This window comes from Pseudomonas sp. TNT2022 ID642 (genome assembly GCF_028656995.1).
Lineage (GTDB): Bacteria > Pseudomonadota > Gammaproteobacteria > Pseudomonadales > Pseudomonadaceae > Aquipseudomonas.
In genome coordinates this window covers 1-16,223 of record NZ_JAMDGW010000013.1, presented here as the reverse complement: position 1 = coordinate 16,223, position 16,223 = coordinate 1, and the positions used below count along the sequence as shown (strand labels likewise).

Below are 16,223 nucleotides of genomic sequence, written 5' to 3'. Positions count from 1 at the left end.
GCTCGGCAACGACAAGGCGGCCATTCTAGCCGATCGCGCAGGCGTTGCTTGATCCATGGCAAGGCTTGTCGCCGAGACTGACGGACAATCCGCCACCCGCGGGAATTTCTGCGCCGCTGCTGTGCCCAATCCGCTAGTCTTGCTGAATCCTGGAAGGAGCCGTCCCATGTTTGAATCCGCTGAAATCGGTCACGCCATCGACAAAGATACCTATGAGGCGGCCGTCCCGGCACTGCGTGAAGCCTTGCTCGAAGCTCAGTTCGAATTGCAGCAGCAGAAGCGTTTCCCGGTGATCATCCTGATCAACGGCATCGAGGGGGCGGGCAAGGGCGAGACGGTCAAATTGCTCAACGAGTGGATGGACCCACGCCTGATCGAAGTGCGCACCTTCGATCAGCAGACCGATGAAGAGTTGTCGCGGCCACCGGCGTGGCGCTACTGGCGGATGCTTCCGGCCAAGGGGCGGATGGGGATTTTCTTCGGCAATTGGTACAGCCAGATGCTGCAGGGGCGGGTGCACGGCTTGTTCAAGGATCCGCGTCTGGATCAGGCCATCGCGGGTGCCGAGCGGCTGGAAAAGATGCTCTGCGATGAAGGCGCGCTGATCTTCAAGTTCTGGTTTCACCTGTCCAAGAAACAGATGAAGGCGCGACTCAAGGCGCTGGCCGATGACCCGCTGCACAGCTGGCGCATCAGCCCGCTGGACTGGCAGCAATCGGAAACCTACGACAAGTTCGTCAAATACGGCGAGCGCGTGCTGCGCCGTACCAGCCGTGATTACGCGCCGTGGCATGTGATCGAAGGCGCCGACGCCAACTACCGCAGCCTGGCGGTCGGCAAGATTCTTCTCGAGGGTTTGCAAAATGCGCTGAAGCGTCCGGACGTACATCCCCACGATGTCAGCGCCGCGCCGCTGGGCACGCCGGTCGATCAGTTGAACCTGCTCGACAGTCTCGACCTGACCCAGCGCCTGGAGAAGAAAGACTACGAAGAACAACTGATCACCGAGCAGGCGCGCCTGTCCGGGTTGATGCGCGACAAACGCATGCGCCGCCACGCACTGATCGCGGTATTCGAAGGCAACGACGCGGCAGGCAAGGGCGGGGCGATCCGCCGGGTCGCGGCGGCGCTCGATCCGCGTCAATACAATATCGTGCCGATTGCCGCGCCGACTGAAGAGGAGCGGGCGCAGCCGTACTTGTGGCGTTTCTGGCGGCACATCCCGGCGCGCGGCAAGTTCACCGTGTTCGACCGCTCCTGGTACGGCCGGGTCTTGGTCGAGCGCGTCGAGGGTTTCTGCACGCCGGCCGACTGGCTGCGCGCCTATGGCGAGATCAACGATTTCGAAGAGCAACTGGCCGATGCCGGCGTGATCGTTGTGAAGTTCTGGCTGGCCATCGACAAGGACACGCAGATGGAGCGCTTCCAGGAGCGTGAAGAGATCCCGTTCAAGCGTTTCAAGATCACCGAAGACGACTGGCGCAATCGCGACAAATGGGACGCCTATCGGGCCGCCGTGGGCGATATGGTCGACCGCACCAGTTCCGAAATCTCGCCGTGGACCCTGGTCGAGGCCAATGACAAGCGCTGGGCGCGGGTCAAAGTGTTGCGCACGATCAACCGCGCGCTGGAAGACGCCTTCGAGAAATCCGACAAACGCGCGAAGAAGCACAAGGATTGAGCCGATAGACGCGCATACGCGGGGTGAATGATTGTCGCGGTCGTTGATGCAGTGGACTTATGCTCGGTCCACTCTCAACTGACAACAACAATGAGGTATGCCATGCGTGAAGTGGTGATCGTCGACAGCGTGCGGACTGGCCTGGCCAAATCCTTTCGCGGCAAGTTCAACCAAACCCGTCCCGATGACATGGCGGCTCATTGCGTCAACGCCCTGCTTGAGCGCAACGACATCGACCCGTCCAGCGTCGAAGATTGCATCGTTGGTGCGGGCTCCAACGAAGGTGCGCAGGGTTACAACATCGGCCGTAATGTCGCGGTGCTGTCGCGCTTGGGCACCGGCACCGCCGGCATGACCCTCAACCGTTTCTGTTCATCGGGCTTGCAGGCTATCGCGATTGCCGCCAACCAGATTGCCTCCGGTTGCAGCGACATCATCGTTGCTGGCGGCGTCGAGTCGATCAGCCTGACGATGAAAAGCGTCAACACTGATCACTTGATCAACCCGCTGCTCAAGCAACAGTCACCGGGCATCTATTACACGATGGGCCAGACCGCCGAAGTGGTCGCGCGACGTTATGGCGTCAGCCGTGAAGCGCAGGATCGTTATTCGCTGCAAAGTCAGATTCGCACCGCGCAAGCTCAGGCGGCGGGGCTGTTCAACGATGAAATCGTGCCGATGGCGGTGAAGTATCGCGTCGAGGACAAAAACACCGGTGAAGTGCAGATTCTCGACGGCGTGGTGGATCGCGACGATTGCAACCGCCCCGACACTTCTTATGAAAGCCTCGCCGGGCTGAAGCCGGTGTTCGCCGAGGACGGTTCAGTAACGGCGGGCAACTCGTCGCAACTGTCCGACGGTGCCTCGATGACCTTGGTGATGAGCCTGGAAAAAGCCCTGCAATTGGGGCTCAAACCGAAAGCGTTTTTCCGTGGTTTTACCGTGGCCGGTTGCGAGCCGGACGAGATGGGCATCGGCCCGGTGTTCTCGGTGCCCAAGCTACTCAAGGCGAAAGGTTTGCAGGTGGCGGATATTGATCTGTGGGAGCTGAACGAGGCGTTCGCGTCGCAGTGCCTCTATAGCCGGGATCGGCTGGAGATCGATAATGAAAAGTACAACGTCAATGGTGGCTCGATTTCCATTGGTCACCCGTTTGGCATGACCGGGTCGCGGCAGGTCGGGCATCTGGTGCGTGAGTTGCAGCGGCGCAATTTGCGTTATGGGATCGTCACCATGTGTGTGGGCGGCGGGATGGGCGCGACGGGGTTGTTTGAGGCGGTTAGCTAAGCCAGAGCATTTTTGTTGTCTGTTCCATTGCTATCGCTGGCAAGCCAGCTCCCCCAGGTTTCGTAGCGGTCGCACAAATTGTGTACGCCACTAATCCTGTGGGAGCTGGCTTGCCAGCGATTGGATCACCACCGCTTAACGACTGGAATTCAGTCCTTGCATCCGCGCGATGTAAGCCTGGATTTCCTTCTCAATCTGTACGGCACTCTCAAACGGCCCTTCAAGGGTATTTTCCCGAGTACTGAAATACAGTTCACCATTGACCCGACACACCCGGTCGCTGCGAAAACGCATGGCGGGGGCGCTGTCCTGGGCGCGCATTCCCAACATGAGCGGTCTCCTTGGCTGATACGCTGAAAGGGATCCAGTGAGCTTATGTCTGAAGCACTTGGCGCGCCCGCCCAGCCGATCAACGGCGCCGCGTCAATTTTATGCTGCGACCTGCACAGTTGCATTCGCGTCCTGGCCTTAACTGTCCCTGTGTCCCGACCTGCTGCGCGCCTAGAATGAGCGCACTTGTCAGCAGGCTTTGGGGTTTCCATGCACATTTCATCCGGTCGCTGGGTCTACGGCTTGTTCCTGGCGCTGCTGACTGCGTTTTTGTGGGGCATCCTGCCGATCAAACTCAAACAGGTATTGCTGGTGATGGACCCGGTGACGGTGACCTGGTTTCGTCTGCTGGTGTCCGGCGGCTGCCTGTTCATCTATCTGGCGGCGGTCAAGCGCCTGCCCAGCCGCAAAGTGCTCGGGCCCAAGGGTGGTTGGCTGGTGCTGATGGCGGTGCTCGGGCTGGTGGGCAACTACGTGTTGTACCTGATGGGCCTTAACCTGCTCAGCCCCGGCACCGCGCAACTGGTGGTGCAAATGGGGCCGATCATGCTGTTGATCGCCAGTCTGTTTGTGTTCAAGGAGCGCTTCAGTATTGGTCAGGGCATTGGTCTGGCGGTGCTGTTGATCGGTTTTGTACTGTTTTTCAATCAACGTCTGGCGGAGTTGTTGACGTCATTGTCGGATTACACCGCAGGCGTGTTGCTGGTGCTGTTGGCGTCGACGGTGTGGACCTTCTATGCGCTGGGCCAGAAGCAATTGCTGACGGTGTGGAATTCGCTGCAGGTGATGATGGTGATTTATCTGTTCTGCGCACTGTTGCTGACACCGTGGGTGCATCCGCTCGAAGCGCTGAATCTGAGTCCGCTGCAGGGCTGGCTGTTGCTGGCGTGCTGCATGAACACCTTGATTGCCTATGGCGCATTCGCTGAGGCGCTGGCGCATTGGGAGGCGTCGCGGGTCAGTGCGACGTTGGCGATTACGCCGTTGGTGACGTTTGGCGCAGTGGCGATTGCGGCGGGGATCTGGCCGGATTATGTGCATGCCGAGCAGATCAATGGGCTTGGCTATGGCGGGGCGGTGTTAGTGGTGTTGGGTTCGGCACTGGTGGCGTTGGGGCCTTCGTTGATTGCCGGGCTCAAGGCGCGGCGCATGCGTATGGCTTGAAGATCAAAAGATCGCAGCCTGCGGCAGCTCCTACAGAGGACGCATTCCAATGTAGGAGCTGCCGCAGGCTGCGATCTTTTGCTGTTTAGCCCTTGGCGCCAGCCTCGATCATGTTCTCCGGCCGCACCCACGCATCAAACTCTTCATCGGTCAGATACCCCAGCGCCAACGCCGCCTCACGCAAAGTCAGCCCTTCGCTGTAAGCCTTCTTGGCAATCTCCGCTGATTTGTCATAACCAATGTGCGGATTCAACGCCGTCACCAGCATCAACCCACGTTCCAGATGTCTGGCCATGACTTCGGCATCTGGTTCCAGCCCGGCAATGCAGTGCTGCTGGAAGTTACTGCAACCGTCGGCAAGCAGACGAATCGATTGCAGCAGGTTGTGGATGATCACCGGTTTGAACACGTTCAACTGCAAGTGACCCTGACTGGCGGCAATGCCGATGGTCACATCGTTGCCCAGCACCTGACAGGCGAGCATCGACAGCGCTTCGCACTGGGTTGGGTTGACCTTGCCGGGCATGATCGAGCTGCCCGGCTCGTTCGCCGGCAGCCGCACTTCGGCAAAACCTGCGCGTGGGCCGGAGCCGAGCAGGCGCAGGTCGTTGGCGATTTTCATCAGCGCCACGGCGAGGGTTTTCAGCGCGCCGGAGAGGCTGGTCAGCGGTTCGTGGCCGGCGAGGGCGGCAAACTTGTTCGGCGCAGTGACGAAGGGCAGGCCGGACAACGCCGCCAGTTCTGCGGCAATCGCCTCACCAAAACCGTGCGGCGAGTTCAGCCCGGTGCCAACCGCAGTGCCACCCTGGGCCAGTTCACACACCGCCGGCAGTGCCGCGCGGATTGCGCGTTCGGCGTAATCCAGTTGCGCGATGAACCCGGACAACTCCTGACCGAAGGTGATCGGTGTCGCGTCCATCATGTGCGTACGACCGGTTTTAACCAGTTTCATGTGCCGCGCGGCCAGTTCAGCGAGTCCGCCGGACAACTCGGCAATCGCCGGCAGCAGTTGTTCCTGCACCGCTTGCGCCGTGGCGATGCTCATGGCGGTAGGGAAGCAGTCGTTGGAGCTTTGCGAGCGGTTGACGTGATCGTTGGGGTGCACCGGCGTCTTGCCGCCGCGCGGGTTACCGGCCAGTTCGTTGGCGCGACCGGCAATCACCTCGTTGACGTTCATGTTGCTCTGCGTGCCGCTGCCGGTCTGCCAGACGACCAGTGGAAACTGGTCGTCGTGCTGGCCGTCGAGCACTTCGTCGGCGGCCTGTTCGATCAGGCGGGCAATGTCGGCGGGCAGGTCGCCGTTGCGGTCGTTGACGCGGGCGGCGGCTTTCTTGATCAGCGCCAGGGCGTGCAGTACCGGCAGCGGCATGCGTTCCTGACCAATGGCGAAGTTGATCAGCGAGCGTTGCGTCTGAGCACCCCAGTAAGCGTCGTCCGGGACTTCGATCTGGCCCAGGCTGTCGGTTTCGATACGGCTCATCGTGCACACTCCTGTTGGTCTGTTTGCGCAGTTTAGGCCGGCTTCGGCCCGGGTGGTTCCATCGAGCCGATTGTTGACCGGTAAAACCCGGCCAATCAAGCGCGGCAAGGCTCGGGGGTTGAGCGACAAGGTTTTTTAGGCGCAGAATGGTCGCCCTTGGGGTTTTACCTCGCCTAGCTGAAAAGGAAACTCGATGACTCGTCTTCGTGCCATCTGCACCGCGGTTGCACTGGTTTGCGCCAGCGGCCAGGTGCTTGCCGATACCGCCAGCCACAACGCCAGTGCTGAAGCTTTCCTGACCCTGGCGCACGCTGACAAGCTGGGCACTCCGGTGTACATGCAAGTGCAGCAAATGTTCGCTCAGCGTTTTGAACAGACCAAAGCCCCGGAAGCCAAGAAAGCCGTACTGGAAACCTACCAGGCCAAGGCCAACGCCGCGCTGGACCAGGCCATCGGCTGGAACAAGCTCAAGCCTGACATGGTCAAGCTCTACACCAGCAACTTCAGCGAATCCGAGCTGAAAGACCTTGTTGCGTTCTACAAGTCGCCACTGGGCAAGAAAGTCCTGGAAAAAATGCCGCAGCTGACCCAGCAATCGGCCCAGATGACCCAGGCCAAACTGGAAAGCGCCGTACCTGTCGTCAACAAGCTGCTCGACGACATGACCAAAGAGCTGGACCCGAAAGGCGCTGCTGCGCCGGCCAAGAAGAAGTAAGCGGAGTTCGTGATGACCATGCAACAACGCATCGAATCGACGCTGGCCCTGCTTCAGCCTGAGCACCTGCAAGTGCTGGACGAAAGCCACATGCACAGTCGCGGGTTGCAGACCCACTTCAAGGCAGTGGTGGTCAGCGCGCAGTTCGACGGCCTGAACCGGGTCAAGCGCCACCAGAAAGTCTACGGCACGCTCGGTGAGCTGATGGGCGAGTTCCATGCGTTGGCGCTGCACACCTACACCCCGCAGGAATGGGCAGAGATCGGCGCCGCCCCGGCGTCGCCGACCTGTGCTGGCGGCAGCAAGCATTAAGCTTCGGTTTTTTGCTAGAATCCGCAACGCGCCGCTCACCCGGCGCGTTTTTTTTTGAATCCGGTTCACCCTTTGCGAGGGTAGCCACCTGGAGAAATACCCATGACACAACCGATTGTCGTGGCGGCACTGTATAAGTTCGTCACCCTCGAAGATTACGTTGACCTGCGCGAGCCCCTGCTGCAAGCGATGGTCGACAACCAGATCAAAGGCACCCTGCTGATCGCCGAAGAAGGCATCAACGGCACGGTGTCGGGCACTCGCGAAGGCATCGACGGCCTGCTCGCCTGGCTGAAGAACGACCCACGCATGATCGACATTGATCACAAAGAGTCGTACTGCGACGAGCAGCCGTTCTACCGCACCAAAGTCAAACTGAAGAAAGAGATCGTCACCCTCGGTGTCGAAGGCGTCGACCCGAACAAGAAAGTCGGTACTTATGTTGATCCGCAAGACTGGAACGCGTTGATCAGCGACCCGGAAGTACTGTTGATCGACACGCGCAACGATTACGAAGTGTCGATCGGCACCTTCGAAGGCGCCATCGATCCGAAAACCACCAGTTTTCGCGAATTCCCTGACTACATCAAAGAACACTTCGACCCGGCCGTGCACAAGAAGGTCGCGATGTTCTGCACCGGTGGCATTCGCTGCGAAAAAGCCTCGAGCTACATGCTCGGTGAGGGCTTTGAAGAGGTTTACCACCTCAAGGGCGGCATCCTGAAGTACCTTGAAGAGGTACCGCAGGAAGAAACCAAGTGGCAGGGCGACTGCTTCGTGTTCGACAACCGTGTGACCGTGCGTCACGACCTCAGCGAAGGCGACTACGATCAATGTCATGCCTGCCGCACTCCGGTCAGCGTTGAAGATCGCACCTCCGAACATTACGTCGCTGGCATCAGCTGCCCGCATTGCTGGGACACACTGAGCGAGAAAACCCGCCGCAGCGCCATCGATCGGCAGAAGCAGATCGAACTGGCCAAGGCGCGCAACATGCCGCACCCGATCGGCTACAACTACAAGCAAGCATCCACCGAGGCTTAATCATGTCTGCGCGCCTGCTCTATGTGATGGATCCGATGTGTTCATGGTGCTGGGGTTTTGCTCCAGTGGCCAAGGCATTGGTCGAGCAGGCGCAAGCAGCCGGGGTCGAGCTGCATCTGGTGGTTGGCGGTTTGCGCACCGGCAGCGGTTCGGCGCTGGAACCGACCACGCGTCGTTACATTCTTGAGCACTGGCAAGCGGTCACCGAGGCTACGGGCCAGCCGTTCAGGTTCGACGGTGCGTTGCCCGACGGTTTTGTCTACGACACCGAGCCGGCCTGCCGGGCGATCGTCACTGCGCGCAGCCTGGCACCGGATTGCGCGTGGACACTGGTCGGGCTGATCCAGCAGGCGTTTTACGCTGAAGGTCGCGATGTCACCCAGGCCAGCGTGCTGGTTGAGCTGGCAGAAAAGGCCGGTGTGCCGCGTATCGAATTCGCTGCGTTGTTCGATCATGCCGACCAGCACAAAGCGACTCAGGCCGATTTCAGTTGGGTGCAGGATCTCGGCATCGCCGGTTTTCCGACCCTGCTCGCCGAACGTAACGGCCAACTGGCGCTGCTGACCAACGGCTACCAACCGCTCAGCGAGCTGTCGCCATTGCTCGGCCGTTGGCTGGAGCGTGCGGCCTGTGTCTGATCTGGCCGATGACACGCCAGCCGTAAAGCGTGTCGACCGGCTGAGCTGGGCAGAAGTCCGGCGACTGGCACTCACTCACAAAAAATCCCTGTGGATCGCTAACGGCGTGGCCGTGCTGGCGACGCTGTGCAGCGTGCCAATCCCATTGCTATTGCCGCTGCTGGTGGACGAAGTCCTGCTCGGCCATGGCGATGCCGCACTGAAGCTCATGAACCATGTGCTGCCGAGCATGTGGCAGCAAGCGGCGGGTTACATCGGCCTGATGCTGGTGGTCACCCTGACCCTGCGTTGCAGCTCGCTATGCTTTGGCGTGTTGCAGTCACGCCTGTTCGCGCGCCTGGCCAAAGACATCGTTTATCGCATTCGCGTGCGCTTGATCGAGCGCCTCAAACGCATTTCCCTCGGTGAATACGAAAGCCTCGGCAGCGGCACCGTGACCACGCACCTGGTCACCGATCTGGACACCCTCGACAAATTCGTCGGCGAAACCCTCAGCCGTTTTCTGGTGGCGATGCTCACACTGGTCGGTACCGCGAGCATTCTGATGTGGATGCACTGGAAACTGGCGCTGCTGATTCTGCTGTTCAACCCGCTGGTGATCTACGCCACGGTGCAGTTGGGCAAGCGCGTCAAACACCTGAAGAAACTCGAGAACGACAGCACCTCACGCTTCACTCAGGCGTTGAGCGAAACCCTCGATGCGATTCAGGAAATCCGTGCCGGCAACCGTCAGGGCTTCTTCCTCGGGCGACTCGGTCTGCGTGCGCAGGAAGTGCGTAACTACGCGGTCAACTCGCAGTGGAAAACCGACGCTTCCAACCGCGCCAGTGGCTTGTTGTTCCAGTTCGGCATCGACATTTTCCGCGCGGCGGCGATGCTCACGGTGTTGTTCTCCGACCTGTCGATCGGCCAGATGCTCGCGGTGTTCAGCTACCTGTGGTTCATGATCGGCCCGGTCGAACAACTGCTCAACCTGCAATACGCCTACTACGCGGCGGGCGGGGCGCTGACGCGGATCAACGAACTGCTGGCGCGCGCCGATGAGCCGCAATATCCCGGCGGTGTCGATCCGTTCAAGGGCCGTGACACCGTCGGCATTCAGGTGCAAGGCCTGAGCTTCGGCTACGGTGATGAACTGGTGCTGGATCAGTTGAATCTGTCGATTGCACCCGGTGAAAAAGTCGCGATTGTCGGCGCCAGCGGTGGTGGCAAAAGTACCCTCGTACAATTGCTGCTCGGGCTGTATACGCCAGTCTCCGGCAGCATCCGTTTCGGCGGTTCGACCCAGCAGGAAATCGGCCTGGAAACGGTTCGCGAAAACGTCGCGGTGGTGTTGCAGCACCCGGCGTTGTTCAACGACACCGTGCGCGCCAACCTCACCATGGGCCGCACTCGCAGCGACGAAGCCTGCTGGCAGGCGCTGGAAATCGCTCAGCTCGAAGCGACCATCCGTGCTTTGCCCAATGGTCTGGACAGTATTGTCGGTCGTTCCGGCGTGCGCCTGTCCGGCGGGCAGCGCCAACGTCTGGCCATCGCGAGAATGATCCTCGCCGAGCCGAAAGTTGTCATTCTCGACGAAGCCACCTCGGCCCTCGACGCCGCCACCGAATACAACCTGCATCAGGCCATGGCGCGCTTTCTCAATGGCCGTACCACGCTGATCATTGCCCACCGACTGTCGGCGGTGAAACAGGCCGATCGCGTGCTGGTGTTCGATGGTGGTCAGGTCGCTGAAGACGGCGATCATCAGCAGTTGATTGCCGACGGCGGTCTGTATGCCAAGCTTTATGGTCACCTGCAGCAGATCCAGCGCCCTTGAGTTTCGTCCCGGTTTCTGTGCTTAGTGCTTGAATTGCATTGAGTAAAACCACTCGGAACGCCCGCACAGTCCCGCCATTTGCACAATCGACCTAGAGGACGGCAGAGCTGTCCCTTTGACTTGGCGAAAATTAGCCTAGGCTGAGCTGTCAGGAGCGGGATTTTCCGGTGTTCATCTGGCAGTGCTTGCGCAAGGGATCTCATGAAGCAAAAGCGGACTCTCGGAACGCCACGGTTGTTGGGCATCGTCTGGCCATTTATTGCCGTCGTGTTGTTTCAAGCGTTATTGGGCGGCGTGAGTCTTTACGTGCTCTCGGCCGTTCGCGGTTACGTCGCCGGCGAAAGCCTTTGGTCCAAGGGCCAGAAAGACGCGATCTACTACCTCAATCTGTACGCCGACAGCCGTGACGAGGCGATCTTCCTCAAGTACCGCACCGCGATCGGTGTGCCGCAAGGCGGGCATCAGTTGCGTCTGGCGCTGGATCATCAACCGCCGGATCTGGCTGCGGCGCGCGAAGGTATTCTCAAGGGTGGCAACCACCCCGATGACGTCTCAAGCCTGATCTGGCTGTACCTCAACTTCCGTCATTTCAGTTATCTGGAAACCGCCATCGATCGCTGGACCGTCGGTGATGCCTATCTGGTCGAACTGAATGACGTGGCGCAGGAGATGCACCGCAGTATTTCGCAGAACACCGCCAACAGCGCCGATATCCAGCGCTGGAAGGCGCGGATTTTCGCCATCAACGATGGCGTGACCCCGGCCGCGAAAGCCTTCAGCGATGCCTTGGGCGAGGGCTCGCGGATGATTCTGCGGCTCTTGCTGCTCACCAACCTGGCCACGGCGCTGGGGCTGATCGTGCTGGCCTTGTGGCGCACACACAAATTGCTCAAGCAACGCCACGCTTTCGCTGAGGCGCTGCAACTGGAGAAGGATCGGGCGCACGTCACCTTGCATTCGATCGGTGATGGCGTCATCACCACCGATGTCAGCGGTGCCATCGATTACATGAACCCTGCCGCCGAAGCCATGACTCACTGGAAGGCTGAGCAGGCCGCCGGCCTGCCACTGGCCGCGCTGTTCAATTTGCTCGACGATAATGCCCAGGCCGAGGGGCTGACCCTCATCGAGCACATTCTCAGCGGCCAGCTCAGTGGCGGCAGCGAGCATTCGAAACTGATCCAGCGCCTCGATGGCACAACGTTGTCGGTGACCCTGGTTGGCGCGCCGATCCGTAATGCCGGCAAGGTCAGCGGCACGGTGCTGGTGCTGCACGACATGACTCAGGAGCGGCAATACATCGCCAATCTGTCGTGGCAGGCGACCCATGATGCGTTGACCGGGCTGGCCAACCGCCGCGAGTTCGAATATCGCCTGGAGCAGGCGCTGCACAATCTCACGCGCCACTCTGGGCGGCATGCGCTGATGTTCCTTGATCTCGATCAGTTCAAACTGGTCAACGACACCTGTGGTCACGCCGCCGGTGATGAGCTGTTGCGGCACATTTGCACGCTGCTGCAATCGGGGCTGCGCGAGGGCGATACGCTGGCGCGCCTGGGCGGTGATGAATTCGGCATTCTGCTGGAGAACTGCGCCCCGGAAGCGGCGGAAAAGATTGCCGAGGCGTTGCGCCAGACGGTGCAGAATCTGCATTTTGTCTGGAAGGGGCGGCCATTCCTGACCACGGTGAGCATTGGGCTTGTGCATATTACGCAGACCCCGACCACCCTTGAAGCCTCATTACGCGCGGCCGATATGGCCTGTTACATGGCCAAGGAAAAGGGCCGCAATCGCGTGCAGGTCTATCACGCCGACGATTCCGAGCTGTCGCTGCGCTTTGGTGAAATGGCTTGGGTGCAACGCCTGCATATGGCGCTGGAAGAAAACCGTTTTTGTCTGTACGCCCAGGAGATTGCGCCGCTCAAGTCGGGTGACAACCAGGGTGGGCACATCGAGATTCTGCTGCGTCTGCATGATGAAGCCGGGCGGATGATTCTGCCGGACAGTTTCATTCCCGCTGCCGAGCGTTATGGTTTGATGAGTCAACTGGATCGCTGGGTAGTTCAGAACGTATTCAAGGTTATTGCTCAATGTATTGCACAAGAACATCAAGAGCCTTTAGCAATGTGTGCGATTAATCTGTCAGGCATTACTATAGGAGATGACGCGTTTTTGCACTTTCTGCGAGAGCAGTTTGTTAACTATGCAATACCGCCTGAAATGATTTGTTTTGAAATTACAGAAACCAGTGCAATTGCAAATCTGGGTAGTGCAATAAGATTTATTAATGAACTCAAAGGCTTAGGTTGCTATTTTTCGTTAGATGATTTTTGTGCCGGAATGTCTTCATTCGCTTATCTGAAACATTTGCCTGTAGACTTCCTGAAGATCGACGGGAGTTTCGTAAAGGATATGCTGGACGACCCGATTAACCGCGCAATGGTCGAAGTGATCAATCACATCGGGCATGTCATGGGTAAGCAGACAATTGCCGAGTTTGTTGAAACAACTCAGATCGAGCAGGCATTGCTTGAAATCGGTGTGGATTACGCTCAGGGTTATGTTATAGAGCGTCCACAGTTGTTTACCTGTGACAGTTTGCAAAGTCGGCCCGCCAGACCGCAACCGCTGTTATTCAAAGCGCCTGGCACGTTCCGTTGAAGTCTCTCGCCGATCCTTACAATCACAAATCAAAAGGAGCCGAACAGTGATCGACACATTCAACCGAACCGGACCACTCATGGAAGCTGCAAGTTATCCTGCCTGGGCGCAACAGCTCATTGAGGATTGCAGCGAGAGCAAGCGCCGGGTTGTCGAACATGAACTTTATCTGCGCATGCGTGATAACAAGCTCAGCGCCCGAACCATGCGCCAGTACCTGATCGGGGGCTGGCCGGTGGTTGAGCAATTCGCGTTGTACATGGCGCAGAACCTCACCAAAACCAGATTTGCCCGGCATCCGGGCGAAGACATGGCGCGGCGCTGGCTGATGCGCAATATCCGTGTTGAACTCAATCACGCCGATTACTGGGTGCATTGGAGTCGTGCCCATGGCGTCAGTCTGGAAGACCTTCAGGCCCAGCATGTGCCGCCCGAACTGCATGCCTTGAGTCATTGGTGCTGGCACACCAGCTCCGCCGATTCGCTGATCGTGGCCATCGCCGCCACCAACTATGCCATTGAAGGCGCGACCGGGGAGTGGTCGGCGCTGGTCTGCTCCACCGGCGTGTATGCCGCAGCGTTTCCCGAAGAGGATCGCAAGCGCGCGATGAAGTGGTTGAAGATGCATGCCCAGTACGACGATGCCCATCCGTGGGAGGCGCTGGAAATCATCTGCACCCTGGCCGGGATGAACCCGAGCAAGGCCTTGCAGGCCGAGTTGCGTCAGGCGGTGTGCAAGAGCTACGACTACATGTATCTGTTTCTCGAGCGTTGCATGCAACTGGAGACGTCGGAACGCTTGTTGGTTAACCGAGAGCGCAGGGCGGTAGTCGAGAGCTGATTCAAGCCTCACGCAATACCAATGTGGGAGCGAGCCTGCTCGCGAAAGCGGTATGCCAGTCAACTCATGGTTGAATGTCAGATCGCATTCGCGAGCAGGCTCGCTCCCACACTGTTTTGTGTTGGTTGAACAGCTCAGCCCGCCATGGCCAAGCGATTACGCCCTTCGCGCTTGGCCACGTACAGCGCACTGTCAGCGCGGCGCAGCAAGCTGTCGGCCGATTCCCCCGGCAACAACGTCGAACATCCCAGGCTCACGGTCAGTTCGATCAACTGCCCGTCCGCATAGTATTCAGCCGCCTGCGTCGCATAACGCAGTCGTTCGCCGACCATTGCGGCCGCATCCCGGCCGGTATTGGACAGCAGCACCAGAAACTCTTCGCCACCGTAACGAAATACCATGTCGACATTGCGCAATTGCGCCTTGATGGTCGCGGCGATGGCTTTTAGTACGTCATCGCCGGCGCTGTGGCCGTGGCTGTCGTTGACCCGTTTGAAGTGATCGATGTCGAGCATCAGCACCGAGAGCGGCTGCACATGCCGACGCGACATGTCGATCTCGCGCTGCAAGGTCTGCTCCATGGCGATGCGGTTACCGGCGCCGGTCAACGGATCACGCAGGGCGCTCTGCGTGGCTGCGCGGTAGAGCAGGGCATTGCGCATCGGGTACAGCAGCGACGACAACAGCGATTCAAGGTTGCCCTGATCCTGTTCGTTGAAGCGCTGATTGCGACGGAACACCAGTTCGCCCATGTGCTCGCCTTCGTGGCTCAGGCTATAGCTGATCGAATGATGGCCGCGGGTACCGAACTCCAGGCGCAAATCGCTGCCCTGGTGCACGTAACTCAACGCGTCCAGCGGTACAAGACGCTGAACTTCGCGGAAAAACAGACCAAGGATACGTTGCGGTTCAAGGCTGGTTTGCAGTTGCAGGCTCATTTGCTGACGCAATTGCGCCAGGCTGGCCGGTCGCTCCAGAAGGGGCGGCAGTTGACCAAAGCCCAGGCGTTGCAATTTGGCACTGTCAAAGTCAATTGCATTGGTCTGGGAGGGTGATTTCATATGGCGTGAACCCTTAGCGGTAAGTCTGTCTTACAGGCTGGGTGAGAGCGGCTATGGGCTGCGCGTCATACTGATCCATCAGTCCCGTAGGACGTTTGGCGTAAGTCTAGTCTGCCGGATGACGATTAGTAAGCTATCGAAATCGGCCTCGCCCCAATGCCTTCACGCGGCTTGTTTTGAGGAAATTTAGAGCGAAAGTCGTGCCATTCGGTTCGGTTTTATTTAAACCGTTTGGAATCAATGGCTTGGCTTTGATGGTGGAAAGTGGGTGCTGGAAAATTGACTGGATTGTGACGCTCGCAAGCGGCAAATGCGTGCCGCGACAGGAATCTGCCGCGGCAACAAAAGCGACGTATGGCAGTTATTGCGCGTTGAATGCCTGGCCGTTGATACCGGTGCTGTCCGGTCCCATCAGATACAGATACACCGGCATGATCTCCTCCGGCGTCGGATTGTTCAGCGGGTTTTCCCCCGGATAGGCTTGTGCGCGCATGCTGGTGCGCGTACCGCCCGGGTTGATGCTGTTGGAGCGCACCGGCGCGACGCCGTCGACTTCATCGGCCAGGGTTTGCATCAGGCCTTCGGTGGCGAACTTCGACACGCCATAAGCGCCCCAGTAAGCACGGCCCTTGCGCCCGACGCTGCTGGAGGTGAACACCACCGAAGCATCTTGCGACAGCTTGAGCAGCGGCAGCAGGGTGCTGGTCAGCATGAACATGGCGTTGACGTTGACTTGCATGACGCGCATGAAGTTTTCACCGGACAACTGCTCGATCGGCGTGCGCGGGCCGATGATCGAAGCGTTGTGCAGCAAGCCGTCAAGGTGGCCGAATTCGCTCTCGATCATCGCCGCCAACTCATCGTACTGATGGGGCAGGGCGGTTTCGAGGTTGAACGGAATGACCGCCGGTTGCGGATGGCCAGCGGCTTCGATCTCGTCGTAGACCTGGGTCAGATTGGCTTCGGTCTTACCCAACAGCAACACGGTGGCGCCGTGGGCCGCATAGGTTTTCGCGGCCGCCGCACCGATGCCACGACCGGCACCGGTGACCAGAATGACCCGATCCTTGAGCAATTCGGGACGAGCGGAGTAATCAAACATAAAAACCTCACAATCCATTAGTAGCTAAAAGATCGTCCGAACGCGGCCCGAACCTTCGGCAGCTCCTACAGATGATCAGTCATGTCGC

Annotated in this window: 14 protein-coding genes; 10 read left to right on the top strand and 4 right to left on the bottom strand. The window is 59.1% G+C overall.

Annotation, left to right across the window (positions count from 1 at the left end):
- The first annotated feature begins 166 nt into the window (after positions 1-166).
- Entirely contained in the window at positions 167-1,681 is a 1,515-nt protein-coding gene (gene pap / locus M5G26_RS13685) for a polyphosphate:AMP phosphotransferase (RefSeq protein WP_038364400.1), read from the top strand.
- A gap of 102 nt (positions 1,682-1,783) precedes the next feature.
- The gene (locus tag M5G26_RS13680) at positions 1,784-2,968 is read left to right on the top strand and encodes a thiolase family protein (protein ID WP_273915716.1); all 1,185 of its coding nucleotides are present in this window, start codon (positions 1,784-1,786) and stop codon (positions 2,966-2,968) included.
- A gap of 135 nt (positions 2,969-3,103) precedes the next feature.
- On the opposite strand, the gene M5G26_RS13675 is transcribed toward M5G26_RS13680, so the two are convergent.
- Positions 3,104-3,298: a DUF6316 family protein gene (locus M5G26_RS13675; RefSeq protein WP_134176376.1), complete on the bottom strand. Its 195-nt coding sequence runs from the start codon at positions 3,296-3,298 to the stop codon at positions 3,104-3,106.
- Between the two features lie 210 nt (positions 3,299-3,508).
- Here M5G26_RS13675 and M5G26_RS13670 point away from each other — a divergent pair, with 210 nt between their 5' ends.
- The gene (locus M5G26_RS13670; protein ID WP_273915715.1) at positions 3,509-4,462 is read left to right on the top strand and encodes a DMT family transporter; all 954 of its coding nucleotides are present in this window, start codon (positions 3,509-3,511) and stop codon (positions 4,460-4,462) included.
- A gap of 85 nt (positions 4,463-4,547) precedes the next feature.
- On the opposite strand, the gene M5G26_RS13665 is transcribed toward M5G26_RS13670, so the two are convergent.
- The gene (locus M5G26_RS13665; protein WP_007908383.1) at positions 4,548-5,942 is read right to left on the bottom strand and encodes a class II fumarate hydratase; all 1,395 of its coding nucleotides are present in this window, start codon (positions 5,940-5,942) and stop codon (positions 4,548-4,550) included.
- 193 nt (positions 5,943-6,135) lie between these two features.
- Here M5G26_RS13665 and M5G26_RS13660 point away from each other — a divergent pair, with 193 nt between their 5' ends.
- The 7 genes from M5G26_RS13660 to M5G26_RS13630 all read left to right on the top strand — a co-directional run bounded on the left by M5G26_RS13660 (position 6,136) and on the right by M5G26_RS13630 (position 13,972).
- A complete protein-coding gene (locus M5G26_RS13660; RefSeq protein WP_095120531.1) occupies positions 6,136-6,657 on the top strand; it encodes a DUF2059 domain-containing protein in 522 nt (173 codons plus the stop codon).
- A gap of 12 nt (positions 6,658-6,669) precedes the next feature.
- Entirely contained in the window at positions 6,670-6,969 is a 300-nt protein-coding gene (locus M5G26_RS13655) for a BolA family protein (protein WP_007908388.1), read from the top strand.
- 102 nt (positions 6,970-7,071) lie between these two features.
- Complete coding sequence (gene trhO, locus M5G26_RS13650) at positions 7,072-8,013, top strand: oxygen-dependent tRNA uridine(34) hydroxylase TrhO (protein WP_273915714.1); 942 nt, start codon at positions 7,072-7,074, stop codon at positions 8,011-8,013.
- Between the two features lie 35 nt (positions 8,014-8,048).
- The gene (locus tag M5G26_RS13645) at positions 8,049-8,651 is read left to right on the top strand and encodes a DsbA family protein (RefSeq protein WP_273915763.1); all 603 of its coding nucleotides are present in this window, start codon (positions 8,049-8,051) and stop codon (positions 8,649-8,651) included.
- Positions 8,644-10,470 carry an ABC transporter ATP-binding protein gene (locus tag M5G26_RS13640; protein WP_134176372.1) on the top strand — a complete coding sequence of 609 codons (1,827 nt, stop codon included), beginning with the start codon at positions 8,644-8,646 and terminating at the stop codon, positions 10,468-10,470. The genes M5G26_RS13645 and M5G26_RS13640 overlap by 8 nt, the downstream gene beginning before the upstream one ends.
- Positions 10,471-10,671: 201 nt before the next feature.
- A complete protein-coding gene (locus M5G26_RS13635) occupies positions 10,672-13,131 on the top strand; it encodes an EAL domain-containing protein (RefSeq protein ID WP_273915713.1) in 2,460 nt (819 codons plus the stop codon).
- A 79-nt stretch (positions 13,132-13,210) separates the two neighbouring features.
- Positions 13,211-13,972 (top strand): TenA family transcriptional regulator, encoded by a 762-nt coding sequence (locus M5G26_RS13630; protein WP_371857736.1) that lies wholly within the window; start codon positions 13,211-13,213, stop codon positions 13,970-13,972.
- A 134-nt stretch (positions 13,973-14,106) separates the two neighbouring features.
- Here the strand turns inward: M5G26_RS13630 and M5G26_RS13625 are convergent, their stop codons facing one another.
- A complete protein-coding gene (locus M5G26_RS13625; protein ID WP_122597177.1) occupies positions 14,107-15,033 on the bottom strand; it encodes a GGDEF domain-containing protein in 927 nt (308 codons plus the stop codon).
- Positions 15,034-15,394: 361 nt separating this feature from the next.
- Positions 15,395-16,135: a YciK family oxidoreductase gene (locus M5G26_RS13620; protein WP_085710824.1), complete on the bottom strand. Its 741-nt coding sequence runs from the start codon at positions 16,133-16,135 to the stop codon at positions 15,395-15,397.
- Positions 16,136-16,223 lie beyond the last annotated feature (88 nt).